The organism is Kaistia terrae, from assembly GCF_026344005.1.
Classification (GTDB): Bacteria; Pseudomonadota; Alphaproteobacteria; order Rhizobiales; family Kaistiaceae; genus Kaistia; species Kaistia terrae.
In genome coordinates, this window is record NZ_JAPKNH010000002.1 from 304,937 (window position 1) to 331,884 (window position 26,948).

The 26,948-nt window shown below is 64.6% G+C and carries 25 protein-coding genes; 7 read left to right on the forward strand and 18 right to left on the reverse strand.

From position 1 onward, the window contains the following. Positions 1 to 6 precede the first annotated feature (6 nt). The 9 genes from OSH12_RS06545 to OSH12_RS06585 all read right to left on the reverse strand — a co-directional run bounded on the left by OSH12_RS06545 (position 7) and on the right by OSH12_RS06585 (position 10,792). Positions 7 to 855, reverse strand: a complete 849-nt coding sequence (locus tag OSH12_RS06545; protein ID WP_266342721.1) for an ABC transporter permease subunit — start codon at positions 853 to 855, stop codon at positions 7 to 9. Then, complete coding sequence (locus tag OSH12_RS06550; protein ID WP_266342722.1) at positions 852 to 1,622, reverse strand: taurine ABC transporter ATP-binding protein; 771 nt, start codon at positions 1,620 to 1,622, stop codon at positions 852 to 854. Before OSH12_RS06550 ends, OSH12_RS06545 begins: the two co-directional genes overlap by 4 nt. A 280-nt stretch (positions 1,623 to 1,902) precedes the next feature. Then, positions 1,903 to 2,919, reverse strand: a complete 1,017-nt coding sequence (gene tauA, locus OSH12_RS06555) for a taurine ABC transporter substrate-binding protein (protein WP_266342723.1) — start codon at positions 2,917 to 2,919, stop codon at positions 1,903 to 1,905. Between the two features lie 446 nt (positions 2,920 to 3,365). Next, the gene (locus OSH12_RS06560) at positions 3,366 to 5,846 is read right to left on the reverse strand and encodes a membrane-bound PQQ-dependent dehydrogenase, glucose/quinate/shikimate family (protein ID WP_266342724.1); all 2,481 of its coding nucleotides are present in this window, start codon (positions 5,844 to 5,846) and stop codon (positions 3,366 to 3,368) included. Positions 5,847 to 6,175: 329 nt separating this feature from the next. Next, entirely contained in the window at positions 6,176 to 6,721 is a 546-nt protein-coding gene (locus OSH12_RS06565; RefSeq protein WP_266342725.1) for an RBBP9/YdeN family alpha/beta hydrolase, read from the reverse strand. A 230-nt stretch (positions 6,722 to 6,951) separates the two neighbouring features. After that, positions 6,952 to 8,154, reverse strand: a complete 1,203-nt coding sequence (locus OSH12_RS06570; RefSeq protein WP_266342726.1) for a lytic murein transglycosylase — start codon at positions 8,152 to 8,154, stop codon at positions 6,952 to 6,954. Positions 8,155 to 8,308: 154 nt separating this feature from the next. Next, positions 8,309 to 8,656, reverse strand: a complete 348-nt coding sequence (locus OSH12_RS06575; RefSeq protein WP_266342727.1) for an MmcQ/YjbR family DNA-binding protein — start codon at positions 8,654 to 8,656, stop codon at positions 8,309 to 8,311. Between the two features lie 113 nt (positions 8,657 to 8,769). Further along, positions 8,770 to 10,356, reverse strand: coding sequence for a peptide chain release factor 3 (locus OSH12_RS06580; RefSeq protein ID WP_266342728.1), 1,587 nt, complete (start codon positions 10,354 to 10,356; stop codon positions 8,770 to 8,772). A gap of 76 nt (positions 10,357 to 10,432) precedes the next feature. Then, positions 10,433 to 10,792, reverse strand: a complete 360-nt coding sequence (locus tag OSH12_RS06585) for a DUF423 domain-containing protein (RefSeq protein WP_266342729.1) — start codon at positions 10,790 to 10,792, stop codon at positions 10,433 to 10,435. 316 nt (positions 10,793 to 11,108) lie between these two features. Here OSH12_RS06585 and OSH12_RS06590 point away from each other — a divergent pair, with 316 nt between their 5' ends. Then, entirely contained in the window at positions 11,109 to 11,951 is an 843-nt protein-coding gene (locus OSH12_RS06590; protein WP_266342730.1) for an NAD-dependent epimerase/dehydratase family protein, read from the forward strand. A gap of 301 nt (positions 11,952 to 12,252) precedes the next feature. Here the strand turns inward: OSH12_RS06590 and OSH12_RS06595 are convergent, their stop codons facing one another. From OSH12_RS06595 to OSH12_RS06605, 3 genes are all read right to left on the reverse strand, one after another. Then, a complete protein-coding gene (locus tag OSH12_RS06595; RefSeq protein ID WP_266342731.1) occupies positions 12,253 to 12,807 on the reverse strand; it encodes a methylated-DNA--[protein]-cysteine S-methyltransferase in 555 nt (184 codons plus the stop codon). A 70-nt stretch (positions 12,808 to 12,877) separates the two neighbouring features. Beyond that, the gene (locus OSH12_RS06600) at positions 12,878 to 13,675 is read right to left on the reverse strand and encodes an ion channel (RefSeq protein ID WP_266342732.1); all 798 of its coding nucleotides are present in this window, start codon (positions 13,673 to 13,675) and stop codon (positions 12,878 to 12,880) included. Between the two features lie 89 nt (positions 13,676 to 13,764). After that, positions 13,765 to 14,460, reverse strand: a complete 696-nt coding sequence (locus OSH12_RS06605) for a GntR family transcriptional regulator (RefSeq protein WP_266342733.1) — start codon at positions 14,458 to 14,460, stop codon at positions 13,765 to 13,767. A gap of 291 nt (positions 14,461 to 14,751) precedes the next feature. On the opposite strand from OSH12_RS06605, the gene OSH12_RS06610 reads away from it, so the two are divergent. Together OSH12_RS06610 and rhaM are read left to right on the forward strand one after the other, a co-directional pair. Further along, positions 14,752 to 16,140: an FAD-binding oxidoreductase gene (locus OSH12_RS06610; protein WP_266342734.1), complete on the forward strand. Its 1,389-nt coding sequence runs from the start codon at positions 14,752 to 14,754 to the stop codon at positions 16,138 to 16,140. A 64-nt stretch (positions 16,141 to 16,204) separates the two neighbouring features. Then, positions 16,205 to 16,519, forward strand: a complete 315-nt coding sequence (gene rhaM / locus OSH12_RS06615) for an L-rhamnose mutarotase (protein ID WP_266342735.1) — start codon at positions 16,205 to 16,207, stop codon at positions 16,517 to 16,519. Positions 16,520 to 16,603: 84 nt separating this feature from the next. Here rhaM and OSH12_RS06620 read toward each other — a convergent pair whose 3' ends face one another. The 5 genes from OSH12_RS06620 to OSH12_RS06640 all read right to left on the reverse strand — a co-directional run bounded on the left by OSH12_RS06620 (position 16,604) and on the right by OSH12_RS06640 (position 22,744). Continuing rightward, positions 16,604 to 17,602 carry a LacI family DNA-binding transcriptional regulator gene (locus tag OSH12_RS06620; protein ID WP_266343338.1) on the reverse strand — a complete coding sequence of 333 codons (999 nt, stop codon included), beginning with the start codon at positions 17,600 to 17,602 and terminating at the stop codon, positions 16,604 to 16,606. A gap of 340 nt (positions 17,603 to 17,942) precedes the next feature. After that, positions 17,943 to 19,052 carry a substrate-binding domain-containing protein gene (locus OSH12_RS06625; protein ID WP_266342736.1) on the reverse strand — a complete coding sequence of 370 codons (1,110 nt, stop codon included), beginning with the start codon at positions 19,050 to 19,052 and terminating at the stop codon, positions 17,943 to 17,945. A 29-nt stretch (positions 19,053 to 19,081) separates the two neighbouring features. Further along, the gene (locus tag OSH12_RS06630) at positions 19,082 to 20,125 is read right to left on the reverse strand and encodes an ABC transporter permease (RefSeq protein WP_266343339.1); all 1,044 of its coding nucleotides are present in this window, start codon (positions 20,123 to 20,125) and stop codon (positions 19,082 to 19,084) included. A 119-nt stretch (positions 20,126 to 20,244) separates the two neighbouring features. Continuing rightward, positions 20,245 to 21,750: a sugar ABC transporter ATP-binding protein gene (locus OSH12_RS06635; protein ID WP_266342737.1), complete on the reverse strand. Its 1,506-nt coding sequence runs from the start codon at positions 21,748 to 21,750 to the stop codon at positions 20,245 to 20,247. A gap of 232 nt (positions 21,751 to 21,982) precedes the next feature. Next, complete coding sequence (locus OSH12_RS06640) at positions 21,983 to 22,744, reverse strand: SDR family oxidoreductase (protein WP_266342738.1); 762 nt, start codon at positions 22,742 to 22,744, stop codon at positions 21,983 to 21,985. Between the two features lie 211 nt (positions 22,745 to 22,955). On the opposite strand from OSH12_RS06640, the gene OSH12_RS06645 reads away from it, so the two are divergent. Together OSH12_RS06645 and OSH12_RS06650 are read left to right on the forward strand one after the other, a co-directional pair. Continuing rightward, a complete protein-coding gene (locus OSH12_RS06645) occupies positions 22,956 to 23,366 on the forward strand; it encodes a GFA family protein (RefSeq protein ID WP_266342739.1) in 411 nt (136 codons plus the stop codon). An 89-nt stretch (positions 23,367 to 23,455) separates the two neighbouring features. Then, the gene (locus tag OSH12_RS06650) at positions 23,456 to 24,484 is read left to right on the forward strand and encodes an L-idonate 5-dehydrogenase (protein ID WP_266342740.1); all 1,029 of its coding nucleotides are present in this window, start codon (positions 23,456 to 23,458) and stop codon (positions 24,482 to 24,484) included. Positions 24,485 to 24,552: 68 nt separating this feature from the next. Here OSH12_RS06650 and OSH12_RS06655 read toward each other — a convergent pair whose 3' ends face one another. Beyond that, positions 24,553 to 24,966, reverse strand: coding sequence for a hypothetical protein (locus tag OSH12_RS06655; protein WP_266342741.1), 414 nt, complete (start codon positions 24,964 to 24,966; stop codon positions 24,553 to 24,555). Positions 24,967 to 25,252: 286 nt separating this feature from the next. On the opposite strand from OSH12_RS06655, the gene OSH12_RS06660 reads away from it, so the two are divergent. Both OSH12_RS06660 and OSH12_RS06665 read left to right on the forward strand, forming a co-directional pair. Continuing rightward, the gene (locus tag OSH12_RS06660) at positions 25,253 to 26,182 is read left to right on the forward strand and encodes an ABC transporter ATP-binding protein (protein WP_266342742.1); all 930 of its coding nucleotides are present in this window, start codon (positions 25,253 to 25,255) and stop codon (positions 26,180 to 26,182) included. Next, positions 26,179 to 26,940, forward strand: a complete 762-nt coding sequence (locus OSH12_RS06665) for an ABC transporter permease (protein WP_266342743.1) — start codon at positions 26,179 to 26,181, stop codon at positions 26,938 to 26,940. The genes OSH12_RS06660 and OSH12_RS06665 overlap by 4 nt, the downstream gene beginning before the upstream one ends. The last annotated feature ends 8 nt before the right edge of the window (positions 26,941 to 26,948 follow it).

A 26,948-nucleotide genomic window follows, 5' to 3' on the forward strand; every position in this document is an offset into this window, starting at 1 on the left:
GGCGGTTCACGCCTTGCCGGCCCAGGGAACCAGCCGGCGTTCGATCCAGCGCAGGACCGCTTCCAACGCGACGGCGACGGCGGCGATGACGAGGATGCCCATCAGGACGACGTCGGTGACGAGGAATTGCGCCGCCGACTGGATCATGAAGCCGAGGCCGCGCGAGGCGGCGACGAGCTCGGCCGCGACCAGCGTCGACCAGCCGACTCCGAGCGCAATGCGGATGCCGGTGAGGATCGAGGGCAGGGCGCTGGGCAATACGACATGGCGCACGAGTTGCGCCCGCGTCGCGCCGAGCGAGCGGGCCGCGTTCACCCGGTCTGTGTCGACGCCCTTCACGCCGGATGCCGTCGAGATGACGATCGGCGCCAGCATGGAGATGCCGATGATCAGGACTTTGGACGGCTCGCCGATGCCGAACCAGATGATCACCAGCGGCAGATAGGCGAGCGGCGGGATCGGCCGCAGGAACTCGATGATCGGATCGAAGATGCCGCGTCCGATCGGGCTCGCGCCTATGGAGAAGCCGATCGGCACGGCAATCAGCGTCGTGGCGACCAGTGCTGCGAAAACGCGACCCAGACTGGCGGAGAGATGCTGCCACAGCGTGGCGTCGACGAAACCCTCGCTGGCGACCCTCAGGAAAGCCCTGCCGGCCTCGAAGGGCGACGGCAGGAACAGCGCCGAGACGAGCTTGAAATGCGCGGCCACGGTCCACGCCAGCAGCAGCGCGATGATTGTCAGCGTGGCGGTGATGGCGACGACCGGGCGCTTTCGCGTTGTGGACGGCTCGGTTTCGCTCTGTTCAGCGGCCCGCGGTCGCCCGAGGGCGGTGTCGGCGAGATCGAGGCTCATGCCGCTTCCCTTTCAAAGATGCTGTCGAGGAGATCTTCGCGCGCTTCGACGAAGGCGGGGCTCGCCTTGATCGACCGGGCGCTTTCGCCTGCCAGTCTGCGGCGGCCGAAATCGACATCGAGCCGGCGGATGATGCGGCCCGGCCCGGGCGCCATCACGATGATTTGCGTCGCCAGATAGAGGGCTTCCTCGACGCCATGCGTGATCAGAAGCGTCCCGGCGCGATTGCGGCCCCAGGTCTGCAGCAACAGGTCCTGCAGAGTCTCGCGCGTCATCGCATCGAGCGCGCCGAGCGGTTCGTCCATCAGCAGGAAGTCAGGCTCTGCGGCAAGCGCCCGGGCAAGCCCGACGCGTTGGCGCTGGCCGCCGGAGAGTTGCCAGACCGGCCGGTCGCCAAGCCCGGCGAGGCCTACGATCTCGAGCGCGCGATCCGCCTGCAATCGGCGTTCGGCAGCGCTCGCCCCCGCAAGGCGGGCGGCGAAAGCGACGTTTTCCGCCGTCGAGAGCCAAGGGAACAGCGCGTCATTCTGGAAGACGACCGCGCGCTCGGCGCCAGGGCCTGCGACCGGCCTGTCATCGACGAGAACGCGACCTGAAGTGGGGTGGAGGAAGCCGGCGGCCAGGTTCAGCAGGGAAGTCTTGCCGCAGCCGGAGCGCCCGACCACGACGACGAATTCGCCGGAAGCTATGTCGAGCGAGACATTCGAAAGCACCGGCGCGCCGCCGTCATAGCGAAGCGATACGCTCTCAAGCGCGAGATGGGGCATGGCTGTTTCCCTTGTTGGCCGGTTCGGCCATCGTTCGCGATCTTCCCCCCTCTGGCGTCATCCCCGCGAAGGCGGGGACCCATTCAGCCGCCAATGCTCGTTGGCTGTATGGATCCCGGGTTATGCCCGGGATGACGGCGAGTGAGTTGATCTCGTGCACCTTGAGAGGAGGGCATCCGCCCTCCAGAAAATGTTTTGGCCCGTTCCGCGACAGAGGGGCGCGGAACGGGCCGGATGTTGTCGCGACATGGGCCGGCCGCCGTCGGCCGCCGCGACGACATTAGTTGGAGGCTTGCGCCTCGGTGACGAACTTGGTCGTGACGTAGCCGCTATAATCCGGGAGGACTGCCTGGATCTTGCCCTGCTCCTTGAGGAAGGCCGAGGCGTCTGCGATCGCCTTGGCCGTGCCGCCGCCAAGCACTGCGTTGGAGGCCTGCTCTTCCAGCAGCGGGAAGTGGTAGCCCTTGAGCAGGGCCGGAACTTCCTCGATCTTGGCGCCCGTCAGGCGGGCAATCTTGGCTGCCTGTTCGGACTTGGCGTCCCAGGCGTCCGGCTTGGCGCGGAAGTCGGCATAGGACTGGCCGGTCACCTTCACGAAGGCCTTCACGGCTTCCGGATGTGCTGCGGCGAATTCCTTGCGGACGATCCAGGCGTCGAAGGTCGGTGCGCCGAAGGTCGCGACCTGGGCGGAGTCGGTCAAGACCTTGCCGTTTTCCTTGATCTTGCCGAGTGCGGGATCCCAGACATAGGCCGCGTCGATATCGCCGCGCTCCCAGGCGGCCGCGATCTCCGGCGGACGCAGGTTCAGGACTTCGACGGTCTTCGGATCGATGTTCCAATGCTTCAGCGCGGCGAGCAGGCTGTAATGCGTCGTCGAGACGAAGGGCACGGCGACCTTCTTGCCGACGAGATCCTTCGGCTCGTTGATGTTGGAACCGTTGCGCACGACCAGCGCCTCGGACTCGCCGATCAGGCCGACGACGAAGATCGTCTCGATCGGCAGTTCGCGGCTGGCGGCGGCGGCGAGTGGGCTGGAGCCGACATAGCCGATATCGATCGCGCCGGAAGCGATGGCGGCAATCACGTCGGCGCCGGAATCGAACTTCTTCCAGTCGATCTTGGCGTTGGCGGCCTTTTCATAGACGCCGTCGGCCTGCGGAACCTTTGAGGGCTCGACGACGGTCTGGTAGCCGATCGTCAGTTTGGTCTCGTCGGCGCGGGCCGTGGCGCCGGCGGCGAAGGTCAGGCCGATCGCGGCGGCCGTGGCGACGAAGGTGCGGCGGGTGAATTTCGACATGGTTTTGTCCCGGATTTTGCGCGCGAGCATCCGTTCGCGGAACGGGAGCGCGCAGGAGAAAGCAGTGATTTCGGAAGGTGCCGCTTCGATGCGGCGTCGCCGTCAGGCGACCTCAACCCGTGGGTCGATCAACAGAGCCGGGTTGTCATGGCGCGTCTCCCTTTGGGGCTTAGCCGTTGTTGGCGCGGGGCAAGCCGATCCTGAAATCGCCGCGGCGGTCGATCATCCGACCGTGCCATTACCTTAGGCAATGACGCCTTAGACGATAAAGGAAGTCGTTTTTAATTTTGAACCAACGTGTGGTCGTTCGTTGCGTGTTTTTCGCCTTGCGCGGTTACGGGCTCGCCCAGCGGGAGGTTGCGAACCCGAGGCGACACTGGACCTCCAAAGAAAAAGGGAGGGCGCTTGCGCGTCCTCCCCTGGATCGGATGGCCTCTTGAGGCGGATCAGTTCGCCTTCGGCAAACTGTAGGCGACGATGTAGTCGCCGCGATCGGGCGACTGCCGCGCGCCGCCGGCCGAGATGACGACGAACTGGCGACCAGACTCAGGCGACACATAGGTCATCGGCGTTGCCTGGGCACCGACGGGAAGACGACCCTTCCAAAGCTCTTCGCCCGTCCTGCTGTCGAGCGCGCGCAGGTAATAGTCCTGCGTGCCGGCATAGAAGACGAGGCCGCCAGCCGTTGTCGTGGGACCGCCGAGCGAAGGCATGCCAACGGGGATCGGCAGCCCGGTCTTCAAGCCGAGCGGGCCGGTATCCTGCAGCGTGCCCGCCGGAACCTGCCAGGCGATCTGACGGGTCTTCAGGTCGATGCCGGTGATCGTCCCATAAGGCGGCTGGTGGCAGGGCACGCCGAGCGGCGACATGAAGCCGTTTTTCAGTGCGCCATAGGGCGTGCCGAGCTGCGTGCCGAGTCCGTCATGCGCCGCTGACGGTCCATAGGTGTCGGCGACAGCGCGCGGCAGCAGTTCGACGAACTGCGGCATGCGGATGTCGTTGACGACGAGCAGGCCGTTGGCCTCGTCAACCGAGGCGCTGCCCCAGTTCATGCCGCCGTAGTAGCCGGGGAAGATCAGCGAGCGGGTGGTGCCGGGCGGGGTGAATTCGCCCTCATAGCGCATCTTCTTGAAGGCGATGCGGCAGAACAGCTGGTCGAGCGGCGTCGCGCCCCACATCCGTGCCTCGGTAAAGGGCTCGGTGCCGATCGAGGGCATGCCGACCGAATAGGGCTGGGTCGGGGAGACGAAGTCCTCCTTGACGCCGCCTGTCTGGGGAACCGGCTTTTCCTGCACTTCGGCGATCGGCTTGCCGTCGCGCCGGTCGAGCATGAAGATCTGGCCGCGCTTGGTGACCTGGATCAGGGCCGGGGTGGTGCCGCCCTTGCCATCCGGCACGTCGTAGAGCGCCGGCTGCGAGGGTACGTCATAATCCCAGAGGTCGTGATGCACGGTCTGGAACTTCCAACGCTCGCGACCGGTGTTCATGTCGAGGGCGACCACCGAGGCCGTGTATTCCTCGGCCGCCTTCGAACGATGCGCGCCGAAGAAGTCGGGCGTCGCGTTGCCGGTCGGCAGGTAGACGAGGCCGAGCGCGTCGTCATAGCTCGGCGTCGACCAGACGTTCGGCGTGCCGCGCGTATAGGTCTCGCCGGCCGGCGGAGCGCCGGTGATGGCAGGGTTGCCGAGGTCCCAGGCCCAGGCGAGTTCGCCGGTGCGGGCGTTGAAGGCGCGAACCGCGCCCGAGGGTTCGCCGGTCTCGACATTGTCCCAGACCCAGCCGCCGACCAGGATCAGGTCGCGCATGACGGTCGGGGCCGAGGTCTGGAAGTAGAAGCCGGCCTTGACGTCGCCCATGCCGTTCTTGAGATCGACGGTGCCGTTGTTGCCAAAGCTGGCGCAGGGCTGGCCGGTCTTGGCGTCGATCTGGATCAGGCGGGCATCGATCGTCGTCATGACGATGCGGGCGCCGCAATTGTCGGCGACGGGGGCGGGATCAGCGGGAGCTTCCGCGGTCGGCGCGGCGGCGGTCTCGGTGCCATCGGCGGGAGCCGGAGCTGCCTCGGTCGCTGCCGGCGCGACGGCCGGAGTCTCGGCCGTGGGGACGGTCACAGGCTCGTAGTAGCTGACGCCCCGGCAACGCTGCCAGAGCGGCGACTTCGCCTCAGGATCGAACTTCCAGCGCACTTCACCGGTCTCGGCGTTGAGCGCGTGGACGATGTTGTGCGGCGAACAGGTATAGACCGTGTCGCCGACCTGCAACGGCGTGTTCTGGTCTTCCGAGCCCGAAATGGCCGGATCGCCGCTCTGGAACGTCCAGGCGACCTTCAGGTCTTTCACATTATCGCGGTTGATCTGGTCGATCGGTGCATAGCGGGTGCCGTGCGACGTGCGACCGTAGTGACGCCAGTCGGTCGCGCCGACCGCCGCGGCCGGGACAGCCGGAGGCGCCTCGGCCGAGGCGATTTCATTGCGAATGACGCCATGCGGAACGAAGGCGTAGACGACGGCCGCGCCGAGCGCGACGAACAGGACGAGGGCCAGCAGGATGGCCGGGCCAGACGACCGGCGGACACCGTTGCGGGCCGGGAAGGCCGGCACGAGGATCAGCGCGATGACGGCGAGCACCGCCGGGGCGACGAGGCGCGGCACCAGCGGCCAGAAGTCGAGGCCGACTTCCCACACCGCCCAGGCGATCGTCGCCAGCAGGATCACGATGTACAGCCACGTCGCGACCGGCCGGCGCATGATATGCAGGATGCCTACGATCAGTAGTCCGAGGCCCGCCAGCGCGTAGTACCAGGAGCCGCCCAGCAAGATCAGCTGGACGCCAAGAACGCCGAGCAGCGCGCCAACAAGCGCGACGATGATTCCAAAGATGACAAGCAACCATCCGCCGATGCCAAGCGGAGCTCTTGAACTGGCCATGTTTCTACCTCGGTATGGGGCGTCGCGGCCTGGGGGAGGCGGCGCCGAGTTTGCGATTGAGCCAAGAAGGCCGACCACGCCATGCGCGTCTGGCGACGCACTGACCCAACATGAGTCCGAGGAATACTATAGGTGCCGATCTATTTTGACGCAACGCGTCTGTCTTGACCGCCGCCAAACGGCTGCAATCCGATCGCTGTGCTGGACAGGAGGCCGGCGCAGCGGATCGGGACGCGACGTCATCTCGACGTCAACTTGGCAGAACGTGAGCGAGGCGATTGGCGGTCGCGATAGCGAGCAGGAGTCGTGCGCGGGCGCTGACCGTCGAATCAGGCTGCGGCGCAGATCGGTTGGCTGCCCAGTTGCGAGGCGAGCCAGAAGCCGGCGGGCCAATGGCCATGGCCGCTCTCGGTATTGACGTGGCCGGCATGGCCGAGATCGACCAGTTCCGAGCCCCAGCGCGAGGCAAACAGCCGGCCGCGCTCGACCGAGATATACGGATCGTTGCGGCTCAGCGCGAGCGTGCTGGGAAAGGGCAGGCGTGCCAGCGGAACCGGTGCGAAATCGGCCAGCGGGTGATCGGCAGCGAGGGACTCGGTGTCGGCCGGGGCCACCAGCAGCGCGCCGGCGATCGGCGCGCGCGGATAACGTCGGGCATAGTGCGCGACCAGAACTGCGCCGAGGCTATGGGCAATCAGGACCGGCTGCCTTGCCCGGCGGACTGCGATATCGAGACGGGCAAGCCAGGCTTCGAGTTTTGGCGCATGCCAATCATCCTGCTCGACGATGCGCGCGTCGGCGTCGACATCGAGCCAGCGGCGCTGCCAATGGCCTTGGCCGGACCCCTGCCAGCCGGGAATGATCAAACGGGACATGGCGAAATCTCTGCCCAGAAAATGGATTGGGCAAAGAATAGGGCAAGCGCGCTTCTGGCCGAAGGAATGAGGGTCCAAGGTTTTCCGGGATGCCGGATTATCTTCCCTCAGATCGCGAGATGCTTGGAAGTGCAACCGCTGGGCGCCCCTTGCGGGTGCGGGGCGATTCCCACTTGAGGCAGGCGCGGTCCGGAAAAAAGGCCGGGCGCTGCCGCCCGGCCTCCTCATTGTCAGCTGCCGGCGCGCAGGCGCTGCAGCAGCGCGGCGTCGGGATAGGAATCGGCCGGCATGCCGAGGTCGATCTGCATCGCCTTGACTGCCGAACGGGTGCCGGCGCCGATCATGCCGTCGACCTTGCCGACGTCATGGCCGCGCTTGGCGAGCAGCTTCTGCAACTCGATGACTTCCTTGTAGGGAAGCTGCTTGGCGTTGTCGCCGCGCCCCACTGCCGGTGCGCCGGCCAGTCTCGTCGCATAGTAGGCGGCCGTCGTCGCGTAGATGAACGACTGGTTCCATTCAATGTAGACGCGGTAGTTCTGGTAGGCGAGGAAGGCCGGGCCATGGCGGCCCATCGGCAGAACCAGAGAAGCCTTGAGGTCTGCCGTGGGCATCTTCGAGCCCGGAGCCGCGGCGACGCCCATCTTCTGCCAGGTTGAGACCGGATGCTGGATCTGCAGATCGGCCTGCGACCAGTCGAGATTGTCCGGAACGCGGACTTCCGTCAGCCAGGGCTGGCCGCGTTGCCAGCCTTCATGCACCAGCAGGTTGGCGGCGGAAGCGAGAACGTCCGGCACGCTCTTGATCAGGTCGCGACGGCCATCACCATCATAGTCGACGGCGAAATCGCGGTAGTGGGTTGCCAGGAACTGCACCTGGCCGAGTTCGCCGGCCCAAGGACCCTTCATCTCGGCTGCCGTGAGGTCGCCACGCTCGATCACGGCCAACGCCGCCATCAACTGGTCGTGGAAGAGCTGCGGACGACGGCAATCATAGGCCAGCGTGGCCAAGGAGCGCAGCGTCGGCAGGTCGCCGAGAACGGCGCCGAAATCAGTCTCGAGGCCCCAGAAACCAACGAGCACGGCGGCGGGGACGCCATAATCCTTCTCGATCCGGTCAAACAGTTTGGCGTTCTGCTTGATCAGCTGCGCGCCCTTCTGCAGGCGGTACTTGGCGACCATGCGGTCGGAGAATTCGAGGAAGCTCTGCGAAAAGACGTTCTGCGCGCGATCCTTGGCGACCACGTCGGGGGCATAGGCGATGCCGTCCAGCGCCGAGATCGTCTTGGCTGAAATACCGCTCTGGGCAGCTTCCTGTCGGACGCCGTCGAGCCAGGCCGGGAAGCCGGATGCATCCTTGCAGGAGGCGGCGAAGGCGGGAGCGGCCGAGACGGCCAAGGCGAGGAATGTCGCGAGCTGCAAACCAGCTTTTCGCATGGGAACCTCCGAAAGGGGGGATGGCACGGAGCCGTGAATGTCAGGGGCCGAAGTCGCGCGGCCCGGAATCGATTGAGCGAACTATCAACACGGCAATCCGCCGATTCCGTGACGAAATGCAATGTCGAACTACAATCCGAGATTGAGAATCTCTTCAGCCTTGAGCCGGATCGAAGGCCTGCCGCAGCCGTTTCGGGGCCGTCTGTCGCCAGGATTTTTCGACCAGCGGCGCCAGCCTGTCGGCATCGATCGCCGGCAAGCGGACCAGCACATACGCATAGCCGCGAAAATGATCGTTGGTGAAGAAGATCTCCGGCTCGATCACGATCAGCATATCGCGATCATCGAAATTCATCTTCAGCGCGAAGGTCGTGCCGTCATCCTGCATTCGGCCGAAGAAGGTCTTGCCGAGATAGAAGGAGAGGGTGCCGTGGGTGATACCCTCGCGCACTTCTGGCAGCGCCAGGAAGATCTGCTTCAGCGTTTCCACATCGACCGGCATCGACCTGTCCCTCGCAGGATCGCCGATGGCGATCCCGGACAGTCTGCACCTTGCCGCAGGACACGACCAGCCCCTTGGTCCGGTGGACCTGGGGCCGGCTCAGCTCTTCGCGGCTAGGCCGCTTCTTCGCGCTGGTAGTCCTTGATCTCGCTGGCGATGACGGCCGGTGTCCGGTCCAACTCGTAGCGAAGCTCGAAGGCCGACGGCGCCATGAACACGGGCGCGCCATCGAGATCGGACGCCATCGACGAGCGATGGCGATCGACGAAGGTTTCCAGCGCCAGCTTGTCGGACGAGGTCACCCAACGGCAGACCGTGAAGCGCGAATGCTCGAAGTCAATCGGCAGGCTGTATTCGACCTGCATGCGTTCCTTCAGCACGTCGAGCTGCAGCGCGCCGACAACGCCGATGATCGCGGGCGAGCCATCATGCGGCACGAAAACCTGCACGACGCCTTCCTCGGCCATCTGCTGCAGCGCTTCCTTCAGCTTCTTCGCCTTCATCGGATCCTGCAGCCGGATACGGCGCATGATTTCCGGCGCGAAGCTCGGCACGCCGCGGAAGACGAGGTTTTCGCCCTCGGTCAGCGTGTCGCCAATGCGGAGCGTGCCATGGTTCGGAATGCCGACCACGTCGCCGGCAAAGGCTTCGTCGGCGAGCAGGCGGTCCTGCGCGAAGAAGAATTGCGGGCTCGAGAGCGGGATCGGCTTGCCGGTGCGGACCAGCCTGGCCTTCATGCCGCGCTGCAACTTGCCGGAGCAGACGCGCAGGAACGCGATGCGGTCGCGATGGTTCGGATCCATGTTGGCCTGGATCTTGAACACGAAGCCGGACATTTTCGGCTCGGTCGGCTCGACGATGCGGCCCTCGGCCTGCTGCGGGCGCGGCGAGGGGGCGAAGGCGGCGAGCGCGTCGATCAAATCGTGGACGCCGAAATTGCGCAGCGCCGAACCGAAATAGACCGGCGTCAGATGGCCCTGGCGGAAGCTGTCGGCGTCAAAGCCGTTGCCGGCGCCCTCGATCAGCTCCATTTCCTCGCGGAACGTGGCGATGGCTTCCGGCGTCGTCAGGCCGTCGATCTTCGGATCGTTCGGGCCCGAGACCGGGATGATGGAATTATCGGTGTCGATGCGGCGGACCGTGCGGGCGACGATGTCGTAGGTGCCGGCGAATTCGCGGCCTCGACCGATCGGCCAGGTCATCGGCACGGTGTCGAGCGCCAGCACCTTTTCGATTTCATCGAGCAGTTCGAACGGGTCGCGTGTCTCGCGGTCGAGCTTGTTGATGAAGGTGACGATCGGGATGTCGCGCAGGCGGCAAACTTCGAACAGCTTTCGCGTGCGGTCTTCGATGCCCTTGGCCGCGTCGATCACCATGACGGCGGAATCGACGGCGGTCAGCGTGCGATAGGTGTCTTCGGAGAAGTCTTCATGGCCCGGCGTATCGAGCAGGTTGAAGATCTTGCCACCATACTCGAACGTCATCACCGAGGTGACGACCGAAATGCCGCGCTCACGCTCGATGCCCATCCAGTCGGAACGGGTCTGGCGGCGGTCGCGCTTGCCCTTGACCTCGCCGGCAAGCTGAATCGCGCCGCCCATCAGCAGCAGCTTTTCGGTCAGCGTCGTCTTGCCCGCATCCGGGTGCGAGATGATGGCGAAGGTCCGGCGGCGATCGACGGGTCCGGTCAGGGCGTCCATATGTGGTCTTCTAACGGTTTCTGAGGTGGCGCATCGATAGACGAGACGGGCGGAAAAGGCCAGCCCCGGAGCCTGTTTAGCCCTTCTTGATGCGAACCGCCGAGATTGCGACGCCGAGCCAGCCGATCATCATCGTCGTGCCGCCGACCGGCGCGAGGGATGTCAGGGCCGGACTTCCGGTCAGGGTATGGAAGGCCAGCGCGCCGGAAAAGCCGATCAGGCCCAGCGCAATCGCCCAGGCGGAGATCGACATCAGCCGCGCCGTTGCGGGCACGAAGAAGCCGAGCGCCAGCAGGGCCGGCGCCTGCGCCATGGCCATGTTTCCGGCCGTTGCCAGGCGTTCGCCGCCCGGCACATGCGCCCCGGCAGCCGCCATGGCGACGCCGAGCATGCCGGCCAGGCCTGCCACGACCAGAAGCGCGCGTTGTCCGTTCATTCGTTCTTTCTCCCCGAATCCCTTGCCGAGCACCGTCAAGTCGGCGCGATTCCCGCCAGGCGGAATTCTGCACGACTTGTCGGCCGCACGGCCTTCTCGTGATTGAATAGGGGCGATTGCGCTCGCCCGCGTCGTGGCAAATCCGCCCAACCGACCCGTTGCCTCGATGATGCACGGGGCTCCGATCTTCCGCAGAGGCATTGTCTCGCCGGGATCTGCTGTTATGTTAGCGCTGTCATCGCGGCGTTGCCGCCAGGAGTTTCGGTCGGTCGGGCCTCGTCCACCGGCGTTTCATCGATAGTTTCGGGAGAGAATCATGATCATCGTCACAGGTGGAAGCGGGCTTGCGGGCCGCGCGGTGGTGAAGGATCTCGTTGAACATGGCTACGAGGTCGCCTCCGTCGACATGGCGCTGCCGCCGCCGGGCCAGGGCGTTCCGTTCAGCAAGGTCGACCTCATGGATTACGGCCAGGCGCTCGCCGCCTTTTCCGGCATCGACGATCGCTTCAAGAAGGTCACCGGCATCATCCATCTCGCCGCGATCCCGGCGCCGGGGCTGGCGCCGAACCACGTCATCTTCGAGACCAATATTGTTTCAACCTACAACGTCTTCGAAGCCGCCCGCGTGCTCGGTATCCGCAATGTCGTCTGGGCTTCGAGCGAGACGGTTCTGGGCCTGCCCTTTGAAACGCCACCGCCCTATGTGCCGGTCGACGAGGACTATCGGGGCCGGCCCGAGACGGCCTATTCGCTGTCAAAATTCCTCGGCGAGGAGATGGCCAAGGAATTCTGCCGCTGGGATCCCGAATTGAAGATCTTCGGCTTGCGCTTTTCCAATGTCATCGCGCCGGAGCGCTATGGCGAATTCCCGGCTTTCGACGCTGACATCAACGCGCGCAAATGGAACCTCTGGGCCTATATCGACGTGCGCGACGCCGCGCAGTCGTGCCGCTTGGCGCTCGAATCGACGCTGAAGGGCGCCGATGTCTTCGTCATCGCCAATGATGACGGCGTCATGAGCCGGTCCAACGATTCCTTGCTCGACGAGGCGTTCCCAGGCGTTGAGCGCAAGCGGCCAATCGGGCCGAACGAGACGCTGCTTTCGATCGACAAGGCGAAAAAGGTGCTGGGCTACAAGCCGCAGTTCAACTGGCGCTAAAGCAGGATGGCACTTTCTTCACCTCTCCCTGAGGGAGAGGTCGACGGCGTAGCCGGCGGGTGAGGGTTTACGGCCTCACCCGATAGTTCCCTAAACCCTCACCCGGCTCTTCGAGCCGACCTCTCCCTCAGGGAGAGGTGAGAGCCGGATTCCACCATAATGAATCCCGCTCTAGGCTGTCGGTGAGGGCCGGTTCGCACAGCAGGGTCTTCGGCTGAATGGGTTCCTGCTTTCGCAGGAATGATGGAGTTCTGTCCTGATCGGCGGCAGTTGTCGGCATGCGCGGCGAAACAGCCGCCAGTCAGCCCGAACTGCCGCCAAACAGCGGCAGCTCATCCAGCTTGGCGCGGCTTTCGATCGCGAGAATCCGGCGCTTCGTAGCGATGCCGCCTGTGCCGGAAAAACCGCCCATCTTGCCACCAGCGGCCAGGACGCGGTGGCAGGGGATGATGATGGGGTACGGGTTTTCACCGAGAGCCCGTCCGACGGCGCGCGCTGCCCCCGGTTCACCGATCGCCGCCGCCACCTCGCCATAGGTGAGCGTCTGCCCGGGCGGGATCCGGCGCGTCACGTCATAGACGCGCTGGTTGAACGGCGTGATGTGATCGGGATCGAGCGGGATGCTGGTCAGGTCGTCATCGGCACCTTCGAGCAGCGCGATGATGGCGGCGATGGCCTCGGTCACGAAGGCAGGCGGTTCGATGGGGCGTGCTTCGGGAAAACGTAGCGACAGCTCTGCTCGCGTTTCCGCTTCGCTCTCTCCCGGAAACTGAAGCGCCGTGATGCCGCGCGCACCCCAGCTGATGCCGCAGGGGCCAATCGGCGTTTCGAACAGGACAATACCTTGTGCGCTCATCGCGTCAGTTTAGCACAAAACGAGAACGGTGCTAGATGGTCCGACGCTCGGGACGGCTGAGAAAAAGCCGCTACTCGCCGTCGTCCGGAATTGCCAGAACCTCGCCACAGGCCTTGCAATGCACCGCATCCGGGTCGTGTCGCTGCAGGGCACAGCGCGGGCAGGGGTGGAAGACCTTGTTGGGGCGAACGATGGACTGCGCCAACCGGACGAACAGCGAGATGCCGCAGATCATCGTGACGATCGAGGTCAGCTTGCCCCAGGGGCCGGGCAGGGTGATGTCGCCGAAGCCGGTCGTGGTCACGGTCGTGACCGTGAAATACAGGGCGTCGATATAGCCCTCGAAACCGGGGCTGAACCGGAAGAAGAAGGTGTAGATGAAGCCGGTCGCGACGAAGAGGAACGTCACGAGATTAACGATCGCCTGGAGCGGCTGTTGCCAGCGTGCGACCTGGCGCGGTGTCAGCGGGCGCCAGAGAAAGCCGCTTCGCGACAGCGACCAGAGCCGAAGAATGCGCAGGAAGCCGAGATTGGCGAGATAGGTCGGGAACAGCAGGGTAATCAGGATGAAGATGTCGACGATCACCGTCGGCTGCCGCAGCCAGGGCCGCAGCTTCGTTTCCGCCAGCCCGCGGCAGATCAGGTCGGTCGCGAGGATGATCGCAATGGCGTAGTCGAACCAAAGAAATCCCGAGACATCCCGGATCATCGGCGTCGCAATGAAGAAGGCGATCACCAGCAGATCGATGATGACGACGCAGCCCTGGAAGATGCGGGCCGGCCGGGAACGGCTGTGATACAGGAAATGAAGATGCCGCCTCAACCGGGCGAGGCCAACATTCGATGCGCTCTTCTGTTCCGAGTTCATTGCCGCTCATTCAATCGACAGGAGCTGCCGCCTTAGCACGCTTCCTCGGCCCTCGATAGCGAACCCGACTTATGGCCGGTGGAGCCCGGCTATAAGCCGGCCAGTGTCGAATCCGTTTGCTTCAGCTGCTGGATTCCGTCGGAATAGATGTCGCGGACGCGACTGATATGGTCGTGGATCGTGCGGGTCGCGGCGTCGATGTCGTCGTCGGCGATGGCCTGGACGATCGCTGCATGCTCGTTTCTGGATATGTCGAAGAGTTGTTCGTTCGGCGAAGAAAAATTGGCGCGCAGAGCCTGGATGCGCGGATCGATCGAGCCATAGACCTCGATGAGCAGCGTGTTGCCGCAGGCGACGAAGAACGCCTTGTGAAAGTCCTGGTCGAGCTTGTGGTAGGTTTCGTGGCGGTACTGGTCGCGCATGGCTTCCATCTGCGCGAATGTCTTCGAGAGGGTCTTCAGCAGCTTCTTCTTGTCCCGCTGCATCGATAGGCGCAGCGCGTAGCACTCAAGCTCGATGCGCAGCTCGCAGAGCTCGCGGACCTTGTCGAGGGTCGGATATGGAACGTAGCAGCCCCTTTGCGGCTGGATTTCCACGAGGCCGAGCGACTGCAACTGGAAGAAAGCCTCGCGGATCGGCGTCTTGCTGGTGCCGAAAGTCTCGGCGACAGCCTTTTCGCTCAGCATCGCGCCATAGGCGATCTCGCCATCGGTGATGCTTTCAAGCAGCCGGTCGAAGGCCCTCGCGGTCAGCGATTTGGGCCGGTCGAGATGGTTGACGCTCATCTGGCGACGGTTTCCCTGGTTGGCGTTGCAGGACGCATCTCACATTCGAGGCCTGTTGAGTAAAGCGATATTTCGACTCTCAAAGATTTGGAGGCCACACGGCAGGCGCGGTCGGAGGCATTGTCGGATGCGAACACTGCGAGCAATCCTGTTTATCTTCAACCCTGAAGGCTTTCGGTATCCGTGGAGATTGTCATTTCGGCTAATATAAAATATCTCACATACTAGCTGGAGGTTCACGCGCTCCTTCCTGCGTTTGCTTCCAACTGGGTCCCCCGAAGGAAAACGAGAATGACCGACGCCAAGCTGGACGAGACGATCCTCATTCGCGAGGTCGATCGCGGATCCCACTATATCCGCGACTGGACCGGCGAGGCGGACGGCAATCCGTCTTTTGTCGCGCGGCCGCGAAATCTCGAGGAAGTCGTCGAACTGGTGCGCTATTGCGCGCAGAACGGCCTCGCCATCGTTCCGCAGGGCGGGCATACCGGACTGGTCGAGGGTGCGTCGGCGCGGATCGAGGGTGGACATGTGCTCGTCAGCCTGGAGCGGATGAACCGGATCCGCACCATCGATCCGCTCAATTTCAGCGTCGAGGTCGAGGCCGGCTGCGTGCTGGAAGTGCTGCATCAGGCGGTCGAGACGGAAGACCTGATGTTCCCGCTGTCGCTCGGCGCCAAGGGCAGCTGCCAGATCGGCGGCAATGTCGCCACCAATGCCGGCGGCATCAACGTGCTGCGCTACGGCATGATGCGCGACCTCGTGCTCGGCCTCGAAGTGGTGTTGCCGGATGGCCGCGTCTGGAACGGGCTTAAGACACTGCGCAAGGACAATACCGGCTATGACCTGAAGCAACTGTTCCTCGGCTCGGAAGGGACGCTCGGCATCGTCACGGCGGCGACGCTGAAGCTGTTTCCGCGACCGAGCAACATCGAGACGATGTTCCTGGCGGTCGAATCGGCCGCCGACGCCATCCGCCTGTTCGCCGCCGCGCGCCGGCATCTCGCCGACCTTCTCTCGGCCTTCGAACTGATCTCCGACCGCAGCGTCGGCATGGCGCTCACCATGCCGGATATCGTCAATCCGCTCGCCACGGGCGCGCCGTATTTCGTTCTGCTCGAAGCCTCCTCAAGCGGCCCGCTCGATCTCGAGGCGCTGGTCGGCGGCTTCCTGGAGTTTGCGCTGGAAGAGGGGATGATCCTCGACGGCGTGCGCGCTTCAAGCGCCACGCAGGCGCAGAAAATCTGGGCGATCCGCGAGGGGGTCGTCGAGGCACAGGTGAAGCACGGCACGTATCTGCGCACCGATGTCTCTGTGCCGATCTCCAGCGTTGCCGTCTGTATCGACGAGGTCGAAGAAGCTCTGGCGGTCGCGGTCGCGGACGGTGTCGTGCTGACCTATGGCCATATCGGCGACGGCAACATGCATTTTGTCGTGATGCCGCCGCGCGACATGCCGGAGGGGCCGTCGCGGCACAGCTGGATCAAGGCAAGCGAAGCCGTGATCTTCGAGGTCGTCGATCGCCTGGGCGGTTCGATCAGCGCCGAGCACGGCATCGGCCGCGTCAAGCGCAGCGCCTTCGAGAAGCGTGCCTCGCCGATCCAGATGGATCTGCTGCGCACGATCAAGTCGGCGATCGATCCCGCCAACCGGATGAACCCCGGCGCGATCTTCGAATAGATATGCGGGCGAAGTCCGCCATGATCCGGGCTCGAACGAGCCCTGCCTGAGGGAGGAAGACACCATGAAGCGCGTCGGTTTCAAGATGCGGATGAAGCCCGGCTGCGGCGCCGAGTACAAGAAGCGGCATGACGAGATCTGGCCGGAACTACGCGAGCTTCTCGCCCTGCATGGGGCCCGCGACTACACGATCTTCCTCGATGAGGAGACGAATATCCTGTTCGCCATCAACCACATCGCGGACGGGGCGCGGGCGGATGAGCTGAACGTCCAGCCGCTGATGCAGAAGTGGTTCGCCCATATGGGCGATATCATGGACACCAACTTCGACGGTACGCCGGTGATGATCCCGCTTGCCGAGGTTTTCCATATGGATTGAGGTTGGGCGCTGGGCCGACGCGGTTGCCGGGAGGACGATCTGCGCGCTCCGCACCTCGACAAGCGTGATCGGGCCTCGGCCCGGTCACGTGCTTTCGCGCTGGATCACCCGGAACGGCATCATGCTGGTTTCCGGGGGCGCCAGACGACCTTCGCGACGGGCCTCGATGGCGCGCAGAAGCAGATGGCCCGCCGTGCGGCCGATCTCGACCGCATCCACCGACACCGTCGTCAGGCGCGGATGGGAGCAGCGCGACACCTCGAAATCACCGAAGCCGGCAATGGCGATCCGATCCGGCACCGCCCAGCCGCGCCGGTGGCATTCCATCAGCGCGCCAAAGGCGGAGAGATCGGAAACGCAGATCGCGGCATCGACTTCCGGCCATTGCGTGACCAGCTGGACGATCGCCTCGCCGCCCTGTTCCATCGAGATCGGCGGGCTGCCGAACGAGATGATGCGCGATTGCCCAAGCCCCAGTTCGGCGATCGCCTGGCTGTAGCCGACACGGCGATCCGCGCCGCGCGTGTCGCGATTGCTGGTGCCGCCGATGAAGCCGATATTGCGGTATCCGCGGGCAAAAAGGTCGTGCACCAGGGCGCGGGTCGCCGCCGCGTTGGAAAAGCCGACGACATGCTCGATCGGCTTTTCCGGCAGGTCCCAGGTCTCGATGATGGGAATGCCGGCCGATTCGAGCAGTCGCCGCGACCTTGGCGTGTGCGAGCCTCCCGTCAGGAGGATCCCTTCCGGCCGGCGCGTCAGCATCGATTCGAGCAGGGTTTCTTCCTTCTCGACGAGATAGTCGGTGCGGCCGAGCAGGAGCTGCAATCCGCTGCCCTCGATCGCCTCGCTGATGCCGCGCACGGTGTCGGAGAAGTTGGAATTGTTGATCGAGGGGATCAGCGTGGCGACGAAGCCGGAGCGCTTCGAGGAAAGCGTGCCGGCCGTCTGGTCGAGGACGTAGCCCAGCTCATCGACCGCGGCCATGATCCGCCGGCGCGTCTCATCCGAGATCGGGCTGCCCTTCTTCAGGGCGCGCGATACCGTCATGGTGGAAACGCCGGCGCGCTCGGCGACGTCGGCCATGGTCGGCTGGCTCTTTGGCGTTCTTCCGGGGGGATCGGTCGCCATCGTGTTTGTCCAGGGTCGGGCGCGACAGGGGGCGCGCCTTGGGAAATGCGAAGAAGGCCGGGCTCCGGCCATGCCGGATCGGAGAGACGCCGTCGTTAGCTCACGCCTTGGCTCGGCGCCAGAGCCACGGGACGGTTCACCGGATGGCGCGACAATGAGCCATGGGCGTACGATTCCTCGCGGCGGGCCAGGCGCGACCTGGGCGTTGGCCCGTCGTTCGAAGCGGCACGGTCGTCTGCCAGACATCAGGGACCCGGCGGCCGTCTGAAGACGGCCGCCGGGTAACGTTCAGGCGTTAGTTGACGCCCCAGATCTTCTTGTATTCAGCCCGATAGCCGTTATCCGGGTCGAACACGTTCTTCGGGCCGCCGTCATAGGCGACATTATCCGGCGTCACGAGATGGACGCCCGGCACGTAGCCCGACCACTTTTCACCCGCAAAGGCGCGGTTCAGCTCGTCGACGAGCTGCCAGCCCTGCATGGCGAGGGGCTCCGGCACGGTCGCGGCCTGATGGTCCTTGGCGCGGATGCGCTGGTAGGCCGATTCCGACCCGTCGCCGGCCGAGATGTTCTGCGGATCGCCGTCACCGGCAATGCCGGCAGCCTGGAGAGCCGGCGGCATGAAGTCGAAATAGAGGTCGTTGATCGCCAGCGAGTGGGTCCACTTGGCGCCGTTCTGCTGCAGCAGCGTCGTGGTCAGCTGCGGAATGCGGGTCGAAACGTCGGCGAGTGGCGTATCCTGGAAGGAGACGACCGTGCAGCCGGCGCACTTCTTGATCCACTCTTCCATCGCACGGCCCTTGGCGATGGCGATGGCATAGGTCGAGTCGGCGAAGACGACGACGCCGGCCTTGCCGTCGGAATCGGCAACCGCCTTCATCGCCGCGACCTTTGCGACTTCCATCGCGTCGGTGGTGACGTTGGCGAAAATCGGCGTGCCTTCGAGCGGGCCGGGGACAGGGCCGGAATGCCAGCCGACCATCAGAATGCCTTCCTTGGCGGCGGCTTCGAGGCCGGCCTTCTGCTCGACCGCGTCGCTGCCGCCGACGACGATGGCGTCGGGCTTCAGCGCGATGGCCTGGGAGAGCGCCGTGGCCTGGCCGGAGACGGTGCCCTGGCCGTCGATCTCGCGATAATCCCAGCCAATCGCTTCGGCGGCTTCCTTCGCGCCCTGGGAAACGCCCAGGATGCCGCCATTACGCATATCGCCGGCGACATAGACGATGGTCTTCTTGCCAACGGCCTTCGGGCCGGTGGTGGGGCCATCCCACTTGTCGGCGCGGCCAACGGCCTTGGCGACGACAGCCTTCGCCTCGTCGACGAAGGCGTCGGCGTGGGCGACCATCGGGATGGCCATCAGCGCAACGGCGCTGGCGGCTGCGAGGAGCAGATTGCGTGACTTCATGAACTTCCCTCCGAGTTGCGACGGGATTCTTAAGTGCCCGTCTTTTTGAATGGCTTGCTGCTGGCGCCCCGGCGACGCTGGGCATAGCCGGCGATGCCGATGGCGATCAGCAGGGTGACACCGTTGAACATCGGCTCGACCCAGAACGAGCCGCCGAACTGCTGGATGCCGGCAATGCCGACCGCCAGGATGGCGACGCCGGCCAGCGTGCCCCAGACATTGACGCGTCCGGGCTTGATCGTGGTCGAGCCGAGGAAGGCGCCGACCAGCGCCGGCAGCAGATATTCGAGGCCGACGCTGGCCTGGCCGATGCGCAGCTTTGACGCGAGCAGCACGCCGGCAACCGCCGTCAGCGCGCCAGAGGCGACGAAGGCAGCCATGGTGTAGCGCTGCACAGGGATGCCGTTGAGGGCGGCGGCCTTCGGATTGGCGCCGATGGCGTAGAGATAGCGGCCGATCGGCAGATGCTCGAGGATCAGCCAGAGCACGATGGCCAGGCCGATGACGTAGAAGCCTGTTATCGGCAGGCCGAACACCATGGTGCCGTTGAGCGACAGGAAGCCTTGCGGCAGTTGCGCCACCACCTGCCTTCCGCCGGTGTGCCAGAGGGCGACGGCATAGAGCACCGTGCCGGTTCCAAGCGTGGCAATGAACGAGTCGATGCGGGCGACTTCCACCAAGAGGCCGTTCAGCAGGCCGACGCAGGCGCCGAGAAGAATGACGATCAGCACGGCGAAGGGCCAGGGAATGCCGGCCATGGTCTGCAGGCTGATCGCCAGGATGTGCCAGAGCACGATGCCGTAGCCGACCGTCAGGTCGATCTTGCCGGCGGCCATCGGGATCATCGCGGCGAGCGACAGCAGCGCGATGATTGCCTTGTCCGAGATGATCGACCGCACATTGAGCATGGTCGGAAATGTCTGCGGCAGCAGGACCGAGAACAGGATCACCAGCAGGACCAGCAGGATCGGCAGGCCGTAGACCGGGATGCGCCGGCGCAGGCGCTCGCCGAACGAGGCGTTTTTCAGTTCGCTGCGGGTTGGTTCCAGCGCATCGGAGCGGACGGAGTTCATGGACATGGTTGCGCTTCCTGGAGCGTTTTCGAGCGAAGTGAGTACCGGTTCGCGTGAAGAAAACGCGACTAGACAAAGAGTTGGAACCTCACCTCGTTTCGATGGAACGGGGTGAGGTACTAGGCTGCTTCCGAGGCGGAGGCCGCCGTGATCACGGATTCGGTGGTGAGGGCAGGGCCGGTCAGTTCGGCGATGATCTTGCCCCGGTTGAAGACGAGCGCCCGGTGGCAGATATGGGCGATCTCCTCGAAATCGGTGGAGACGACGACGACGGCGAGGCCCTTGTCCAGCGCCTGTGCGATCAGCCGGTAGATCTCGGCCTTGGCGCCGACATCGACGCCGGCGGTCGGGTCCTCGGCGATCAGCAGGTGGCGATCGGTGGCGAGCCAGCGGCCGACGACGACCTTCTGCTGGTTGCCGCCTGAAAGACCCTCGATCGGCAGATCAGGATCGTTGGGGCGCAGGCCGACGGAGGCGCCGAGCTCGATAGCCTGGCGGGCTTCAGCGCGCGGCGACAGATAGGAGAACAGCTTGCGGCCGATGGCGGCCGGATTGAGGAAGGCGTTTTCGCGGACGGAGAGCGAGAAGGCGACGGATTCTTCGGTGCGATCGCGCGCCACCAGCCCGACGCCGGCATTGAGCGCTGCGCGGGGCGAAGACAGGTCGGGTGCTTCGCCATCGATCTGGATCGAGCCGCGATGGGGAGCAGCGCCGAACAGCGCCCGGCCGATCTCTTCCTGTCCGGCGCCGCGCAGGCCGACAAGGCCGAGCAGTTCGCCCTGGCGGACGTTGAAGGTGACAGGGCCGGCCGACGGTGTCTCCAGCCCCTTGACCGCGACGCGCACCTTGCCTGACCCAAGCTCGCCCTTGGTAAAAAGCTCAAGAGTCGTCGATCCGACGATCAGGCTGACCAGTTCGTCCGGCGTCGTCTGGGCGACCGGCTTCTCGCCAACCTTCAGGCCGTCGCGCATGACGACGACGCGGTCGGCAATACGAAAAATCTCGTCGAGGCGGTGCGAGACATAGATCATGCCGACGCCGCGCGCCCGCAGGCGGCGGATGGCGTCGAACAACCGCTCGACCTCGTCGGCAGGCAAGCTCGCGGTCGGCTCGTCGAGGACGAGGAAGTCGCAATCGACGACCAGCGCGCGGGCAATCGCGACCAGCGATTTCTCGGTGCGGCTCAGCGCATGGACGCGGGTGGTGGGGTCAATGTCGCAGCCGACCAGTTCCAGCGCCGTCGCGGCGCGCTCTTCGGTGCGTTTCCAGTCGATCAGGCCGCGTGAACCGCCGCGCCCGGCAAAGCCCTGCGCGAGGCCCATGTTCTCGGCAATCGTCATCCATTCGACGAGGCCGAGATCCTGATGGATGAAGGCGACCTTCTGGCGTTCGCCGCGCGCCTGGGCGCGGTGGCGATAGGGTTCGCCGCCAATGGTGACATGGCCGCTATCGGCGCGAAAAATGCCGCCGAGAATCTTGATCAGGGTCGACTTGCCGGCGCCGTTTTCGCCCAGCAGCGCCACGACCTCGCCGCGCGCCACCTCGAAACTGACGCCCTTCAACGCCCGCGTGCCGCCAAAAGCCTTGGCGACATCATCGAAGCGCAGGACTCCTGCGTCGATCATCCTCGTCCCTCCCGGATGCGGTGCGAACACCGCGTATTCTCAGTCTCCGGCTCTTTGTCCGGTTGCTATTGTTATCGATAACAAAAAAGCTGATGTCAAGACTGTCTGCCGCAGGGGTATTGCCCGGATGGCGAGCATCCAGTCGTGCAGGAGCAACCCCTGCCAGGGCAGGGGGCAAGGCGGAAGCTGGCGGGAACCGGCGAAGCGACTTCGCCGGTTCCCCGATCGATCGTCAGAGGCTGGCGGTGATGCCGCCGTCGACATAGAGGATGTGGCCGTTGACGAAGCTCGACGCGTCGGAGGCGAGGAAGATCGCCGCGCCGGCGAGTTCCTGGACATTGCCCCAGCGTCCGGCGGGCGTCCGGTTGGAAAGCCAGGCGGTGAATGTCGCGTCGTCTACCAGCGCCTGGTTCAGTTCGGTCTTGAAATAGCCGGGGCCGATGCCGTTGACCTGGATGCCGTAGCGGGCCCAGTCGGTCGCCATGCCCTTGGTCAGCATCTTCACCGCGCCCTTGGTCGCCGTGTAGGGGGCGATGCCGGGCCGGGCCAGTTCGCTTTGCACCGAGCCGATATTGATGATCTTGCCGCGTCCGCGCGGGATCATGCGGCGTCCGACCGCCTGGCCGACGAGATAGACGCTGTCGATGTTGGTGGCGACGATCTTGCGCCAGGCTTCGAGCGGAAAATCATGCAAAGGCGTGCGATGCTGCATGCCGGCATTGTTGACGAGGATGTCGATCGGTCCGATCTCGTTCTCGACCTTTTCGACGCCGGCCGTCACCGCATCGGGATCGGTTACGTCGAACGGGGCGACATGGACGTCATAGCCCCGGCCGGCGAGGTCGGCGCGGGCGATTTCCAGCCGCGCTTCGTCACGGGCGTTGAGGACGATGCGGGCACCGGCGGAAGCGAGCGCTTCGGCGACGGCGAAGCCGATCCCCTTGCTGGCGCCGGTGACAAGGGCCAGACGCCCGCTGAGATCGAACAGGTTCACGCGATCACTCCCTGATAGGTTTGTTGGTCGTTGTTGGGGCGAATTTGGTATCGATAACAAAGCGGTGTCAAGCGAACGCCTGTCGCGCCGGCGGTACGCCGGGCTGGGTATTCGCCGCGGTCGACTGTAGAACCCTGTTGTCCGAATCTGGCCCGGCAGCGATCGATCGAGCGGGGCCTGACAAGCCTATCGAAACGCAGGGGAGCCCGTGGTGACGGAAACAGTTTACGGCGGCGGGTGTCTTTGCGGCTGGATTCGCTACGAGGCGATTGGCCCGGCCAATAACCCGCATACATGCTCGTGCCGGCAGTGCCAGAGGCATTCCGGCTCGCTGACCACGGCTTGGGTCGAGTTCCCGCGCGACAGCGTATCCTGGACGGGGCCGGGCGGTGTACCATCGACCTTCCGTTCGTCGGAGATGACCAGCCGCGCGTTCTGTCCGAAATGCGGCAGCTCGATAGGCGCCATTGACGACGCGCCGACGATCGAATTGCTGATCGGCGGCTTCGACGAAGCCGACCAGGCGGCGCTTCGGCCGAGGTTTCATTCCTTCGAGGATCGCCGGCCGCGGTGGTGGCATGTCGATACCGGACCGGACGATTCGGGATCGAGCGAGGCATAGCGACGGGGTAGGCGAGACCCGGCTTGGCTCGTCTTGCGCTGTCGACTATTCGTGATATCGATAACAAAAATCTTCAGGGAGTGAAACCGATGCGCGCCGTTGTCATTCATGCCGCTCATGATTTGCGGGTCGAGGAGCGGGAAGTCGGAACGATGGGGCCGGGCGAGGTCACCGTTCGTATCGAAGCCGGCGGCATCTGCGGTTCGGATCTGCATTACTACCAGCATGGTGGCTTCGGCACGGTGAAGCTGCGCGAGCCGATGATCCTCGGCCATGAGGTTGCCGGCACCGTCTCCGCCGTCGCGTCGGACGTCACCAACGTCAAGCCGGGCGACCGCGTCGCCGTCAACCCGTCGCGCCCCTGCCGTGCCTGCCGCTATTGCTATGAAGGCCTGCCGAACCAGTGCCTGAACATGCGCTTCTATGGCAGCGCCATGCCGATGCCGCACATCCAGGGTGCCTTCCGGCAGGAACTCGTCTGCATGGCGACCCAGTGCGAGAAGGGCGGCAACGCGACGGTCGGCGAACTGGCGATGGCCGAACCCTTCGCCGTGACGCTGCATGCGCTGTCGCGCGCGCCGTCGCTGCAGGGCAAGCGCGTGCTGGTGACCGGCTGCGGCCCGATCGGCGCGCTGACCGTTGCCGCCGCCCGCTTCCATGGCGCCGCCGAGATCATCGTCACCGATGTCGTCGATGAGCCGCTCGCCTTCGCGCGCGAACTGGGCGCCGACCGCACCATCAACATGGCCAAGGAGCCCGAAGCACTCGCGCCGTATGCCGCCGACAAGGGCACGTTTGGCGTGATGTTCGAATGCTCCGGCAATGAGCGGGCGCTGCGCTCCGGCCTCGACGTGGTCCGGCCGCGCGGCACGATCGTGCAGGTCGGTCTGGGTGGTGAGCTATCGCTGCCGCAGAACGTCGTGGTGGCGAAGGAAATCTCGCTCACCGGTTCGTTCCGCTTCCACGACGAGTTCCCGCTGGCAGTCAAGCTGATCGACGAGCGCAAGGTGGATCTGCGACCGCTGCTGACTGGTAGCTTCGGGATTGAGGATGCGAAGCAGGCCTTCGATGTCGCCGGCGATCGCCGCCATTCGATGAAGGTTCAGCTCGCCTTCTAGGGCGTGTAGCTCACTGCCGCTACACCTCTCCCTCGGGAGAGGTGTAGGAAGACTCTATCGCGATCCTGCTAGCGCCCTTTGCGGCGGGGATCTTCCGGTTCCACCCAGTCCTCGTCCCAGTCGTCCTCGTCGTCCGGGTCGTGATCCAGGTCCTCGTCCTCGAGATTGTCGTCCAGTTCCTCGTCTTCTTCCTCGTCATCGAGGACGGGGCGCGGGCGGCGTGAAAGATAGCGCAGGATGGCGGCGTTGATCGCCAGCGCAAGCGCCAGCAGCAGGAAGTTGAGAATCGGGCTGGAGCTGTCGATCCACCAGGTCAGCAGCACGCTCCATGGCAGGCCGAGCACCAGCCCCAGCACAGCGGCGAGCGGGTTCTCCGCAACGATCCCGACGGCGCTGAGCGGAACGAGCAGCAGCGCGAAGGCGGCCCAGCCGACATAGATCAGGAAGAGGATACGGCGAAGGCGCCAGCGCATGGTCGTCACGGTGCAGTTCGGGTCGCGGATATCGCCATCGGGCGCGGCCAGGAAAGTTTATCACCTCCGCCAACGCCCATCCTAATCGGGCATGCTTTCCAGAATCTTTCGGCATTCGGCAACGACATCCACGGGTTATCCGTGGCTGTGGACGGCGCGGGCGCTTCCGTCCTCGGATGCGACCGTCGATGGACGAAGCGCTGGCCGGTCCGGCATGCTGCCGCATGCTGAGATTTGGGTGCGCTGTTGCATAAATCTCGCCGAAACGTCATTCGCCTCGGCTAATATCGGCATCATGCAAAACATTATTTCCGTAGCGAATCTCTCGAAGGTCTATGCGTCGGGCTTCGAGGCGCTGAAAGATGTGAACCTCGACATTCGCCGGGGCGAGATCTTTGCGCTGCTCGGGCCGAACGGCGCCGGCAAGACGACGCTGATCAGCATCATCTGCGGCCTCGTCAATCCGTCGACCGGCCGCGTGCTGGCCGATGGCCATGACGTCGTCACCGAGTATCGCGCCGCCCGCTCGCGCATCGGTCTGGTGCCGCAGGAACTGACGACCGACGCCTTCGAGACTGTCCTGGCTACCGTAACCTTCAGCCGAGGCCTGTTCGGCAAGCCGCCGAACCCGGCCCATATCGAGAAAATCCTGCGCGAGCTGTCGCTCTGGGACAAGAAGGACTCGCGGCTGCGGACGCTCTCCGGCGGCATGAAGCGCCGCGTCATGATCGCCAAGGCGCTGTCGCACGAGCCGGAAATCCTGTTCCTCGACGAGCCGACCGCCGGCGTCGATGTCGAGCTCCGGCGCGACATGTGGGAAGTGGTGCGGCAGCTGCGCGAGAGCGGCGTCACCATCATCCTGACGACGCACTACATCGAGGAAGCCGAGGAGATGGCCGATCGCATCGGCGTCATCCATCGCGGGCGGATCATCTTGGTCGAGGAAAAGGCCGAGCTGATGCGCAAGCTCGGCAAGAAGCAGCTGACTCTGCAACTGCTGGAACCGCTCGCGGCAATCCCGGACGGACTTGACGCCTATGGCTTGCAGCTTGGCGACGAAGGCAACGAGCTGGTCTACAGCTATGATGACGCCGACGTCGAACAGAAGGGCATCGCCGACGTGCTGCGGGCGCTCGGTGCTGCCGGCATCCATTTCAAGGATCTTCAGACGAGCCAGCGCTCGCTGGAAGAGATCTTCGTCAGCCTCGTGAGTGAGCGGTCATGAACCTTTATGCAATGCGCGCGATCTATCTCTTCGAGATGGCGCGCGCCGGCCGCACCGTGCTGCAGAGCATCGTCGCCCCCGTCCTCTCGACGACGCTCTATTTCATAGTCTTCGGCGCAGCGATCGGCTCGCGGATGCAGGAGATCGACGGCGTCAGCTTCGGCTCGTTCATCGTGCCGGGGCTGATCATGCTGTCGCTGCTGACGCAGAGTATTTCGAATGCCTCGTTCGGGATCTACTTCCCGAAATTCACCGGCACCATCTACGAGGTGCTTTCAGCGCCGGTTTCGCCGCTGGAGATCGTCGTTGGCTATGTCGGCGCGGCGGCGACCAAGTCGATTATCCTGGCGCTGATCATCCTGGCGACGGCCGGCCTGTTCGTGCCGATCGAGATCCAGCATCCGTTCTGGATGCTGTTGTTCCTGGTGCTGACCGCCGTCACCTTCAGCCTGTTCGGCTTCATCATCGGCATCTGGGCCGATGGCTTCGAGAAGCTGCAACTGGTGCCGTTGCTGATCGTGACGCCGCTGACATTCCTGGGCGGCAGCTTCTATTCGATCAGCATGCTGCCGCCGGTCTGGCAGAAGGTCGCGTTGCTGAACCCGGTGGTCTATCTGGTCAGCGGCTTCCGCTGGAGCTTCTTCGGCACGGCGGATGTGCATCTCGGCGTCAGCCTGGCCATGACGCTGGTGTTCCTGATCGCCTGCCTCGGCGCCACGATCTGGATCTTCAGGACTGGCTACCGGCTCAAGAACTAGAGCGTTTC

Excerpts from the sequence above, each read along its gene's own strand:
- OSH12_RS06545 (WP_266342721.1), bottom strand. The coding sequence starts at position 855 with ATGAGCCTCGATCTCGCCGACACCGCCCTCGGGCGACCGCGGGCCGCT.
- OSH12_RS06550 (WP_266342722.1), bottom strand. The coding sequence starts at position 1,622 with ATGCCCCATCTCGCGCTTGAGAGCGTATCGCTTCGCTATGACGGCGGC.
- tauA (WP_266342723.1), bottom strand. The coding sequence starts at position 2,919 with ATGTCGAAATTCACCCGCCGCACCTTCGTCGCCACGGCCGCCGCGATC.
- OSH12_RS06560 (WP_266342724.1), bottom strand. The coding sequence starts at position 5,846 with ATGGCCAGTTCAAGAGCTCCGCTTGGCATCGGCGGATGGTTGCTTGTC.
- OSH12_RS06565 (WP_266342725.1), bottom strand. The coding sequence starts at position 6,721 with ATGTCCCGTTTGATCATTCCCGGCTGGCAGGGGTCCGGCCAAGGCCAT.
- OSH12_RS06570 (WP_266342726.1), bottom strand. The coding sequence starts at position 8,154 with ATGCGAAAAGCTGGTTTGCAGCTCGCGACATTCCTCGCCTTGGCCGTC.
- OSH12_RS06575 (WP_266342727.1), bottom strand. The coding sequence starts at position 8,656 with ATGCCGGTCGATGTGGAAACGCTGAAGCAGATCTTCCTGGCGCTGCCA.
- OSH12_RS06580 (WP_266342728.1), bottom strand. The coding sequence starts at position 10,356 with ATGGACGCCCTGACCGGACCCGTCGATCGCCGCCGGACCTTCGCCATC.
- OSH12_RS06585 (WP_266342729.1), bottom strand. The coding sequence starts at position 10,792 with ATGAACGGACAACGCGCGCTTCTGGTCGTGGCAGGCCTGGCCGGCATG.
- OSH12_RS06590 (WP_266342730.1), top strand. The coding sequence starts at position 11,109 with ATGATCATCGTCACAGGTGGAAGCGGGCTTGCGGGCCGCGCGGTGGTG.
- OSH12_RS06595 (WP_266342731.1), bottom strand. The coding sequence starts at position 12,807 with ATGAGCGCACAAGGTATTGTCCTGTTCGAAACGCCGATTGGCCCCTGC.
- OSH12_RS06600 (WP_266342732.1), bottom strand. The coding sequence starts at position 13,675 with ATGAACTCGGAACAGAAGAGCGCATCGAATGTTGGCCTCGCCCGGTTG.
- OSH12_RS06605 (WP_266342733.1), bottom strand. The coding sequence starts at position 14,460 with ATGAGCGTCAACCATCTCGACCGGCCCAAATCGCTGACCGCGAGGGCC.
- OSH12_RS06610 (WP_266342734.1), top strand. The coding sequence starts at position 14,752 with ATGACCGACGCCAAGCTGGACGAGACGATCCTCATTCGCGAGGTCGAT.
- rhaM (WP_266342735.1), top strand. The coding sequence starts at position 16,205 with ATGAAGCGCGTCGGTTTCAAGATGCGGATGAAGCCCGGCTGCGGCGCC.
- OSH12_RS06620 (WP_266343338.1), bottom strand. The coding sequence starts at position 17,602 with ATGGCCGACGTCGCCGAGCGCGCCGGCGTTTCCACCATGACGGTATCG.
- OSH12_RS06625 (WP_266342736.1), bottom strand. The coding sequence starts at position 19,052 with ATGAAGTCACGCAATCTGCTCCTCGCAGCCGCCAGCGCCGTTGCGCTG.
- OSH12_RS06630 (WP_266343339.1), bottom strand. The coding sequence starts at position 20,125 with ATGAACTCCGTCCGCTCCGATGCGCTGGAACCAACCCGCAGCGAACTG.
- OSH12_RS06635 (WP_266342737.1), bottom strand. The coding sequence starts at position 21,750 with ATGATCGACGCAGGAGTCCTGCGCTTCGATGATGTCGCCAAGGCTTTT.
- OSH12_RS06650 (WP_266342740.1), top strand. The coding sequence starts at position 23,456 with ATGCGCGCCGTTGTCATTCATGCCGCTCATGATTTGCGGGTCGAGGAG.
- OSH12_RS06660 (WP_266342742.1), top strand. The coding sequence starts at position 25,253 with ATGCAAAACATTATTTCCGTAGCGAATCTCTCGAAGGTCTATGCGTCG.
- OSH12_RS06665 (WP_266342743.1), top strand. The coding sequence starts at position 26,179 with ATGAACCTTTATGCAATGCGCGCGATCTATCTCTTCGAGATGGCGCGC.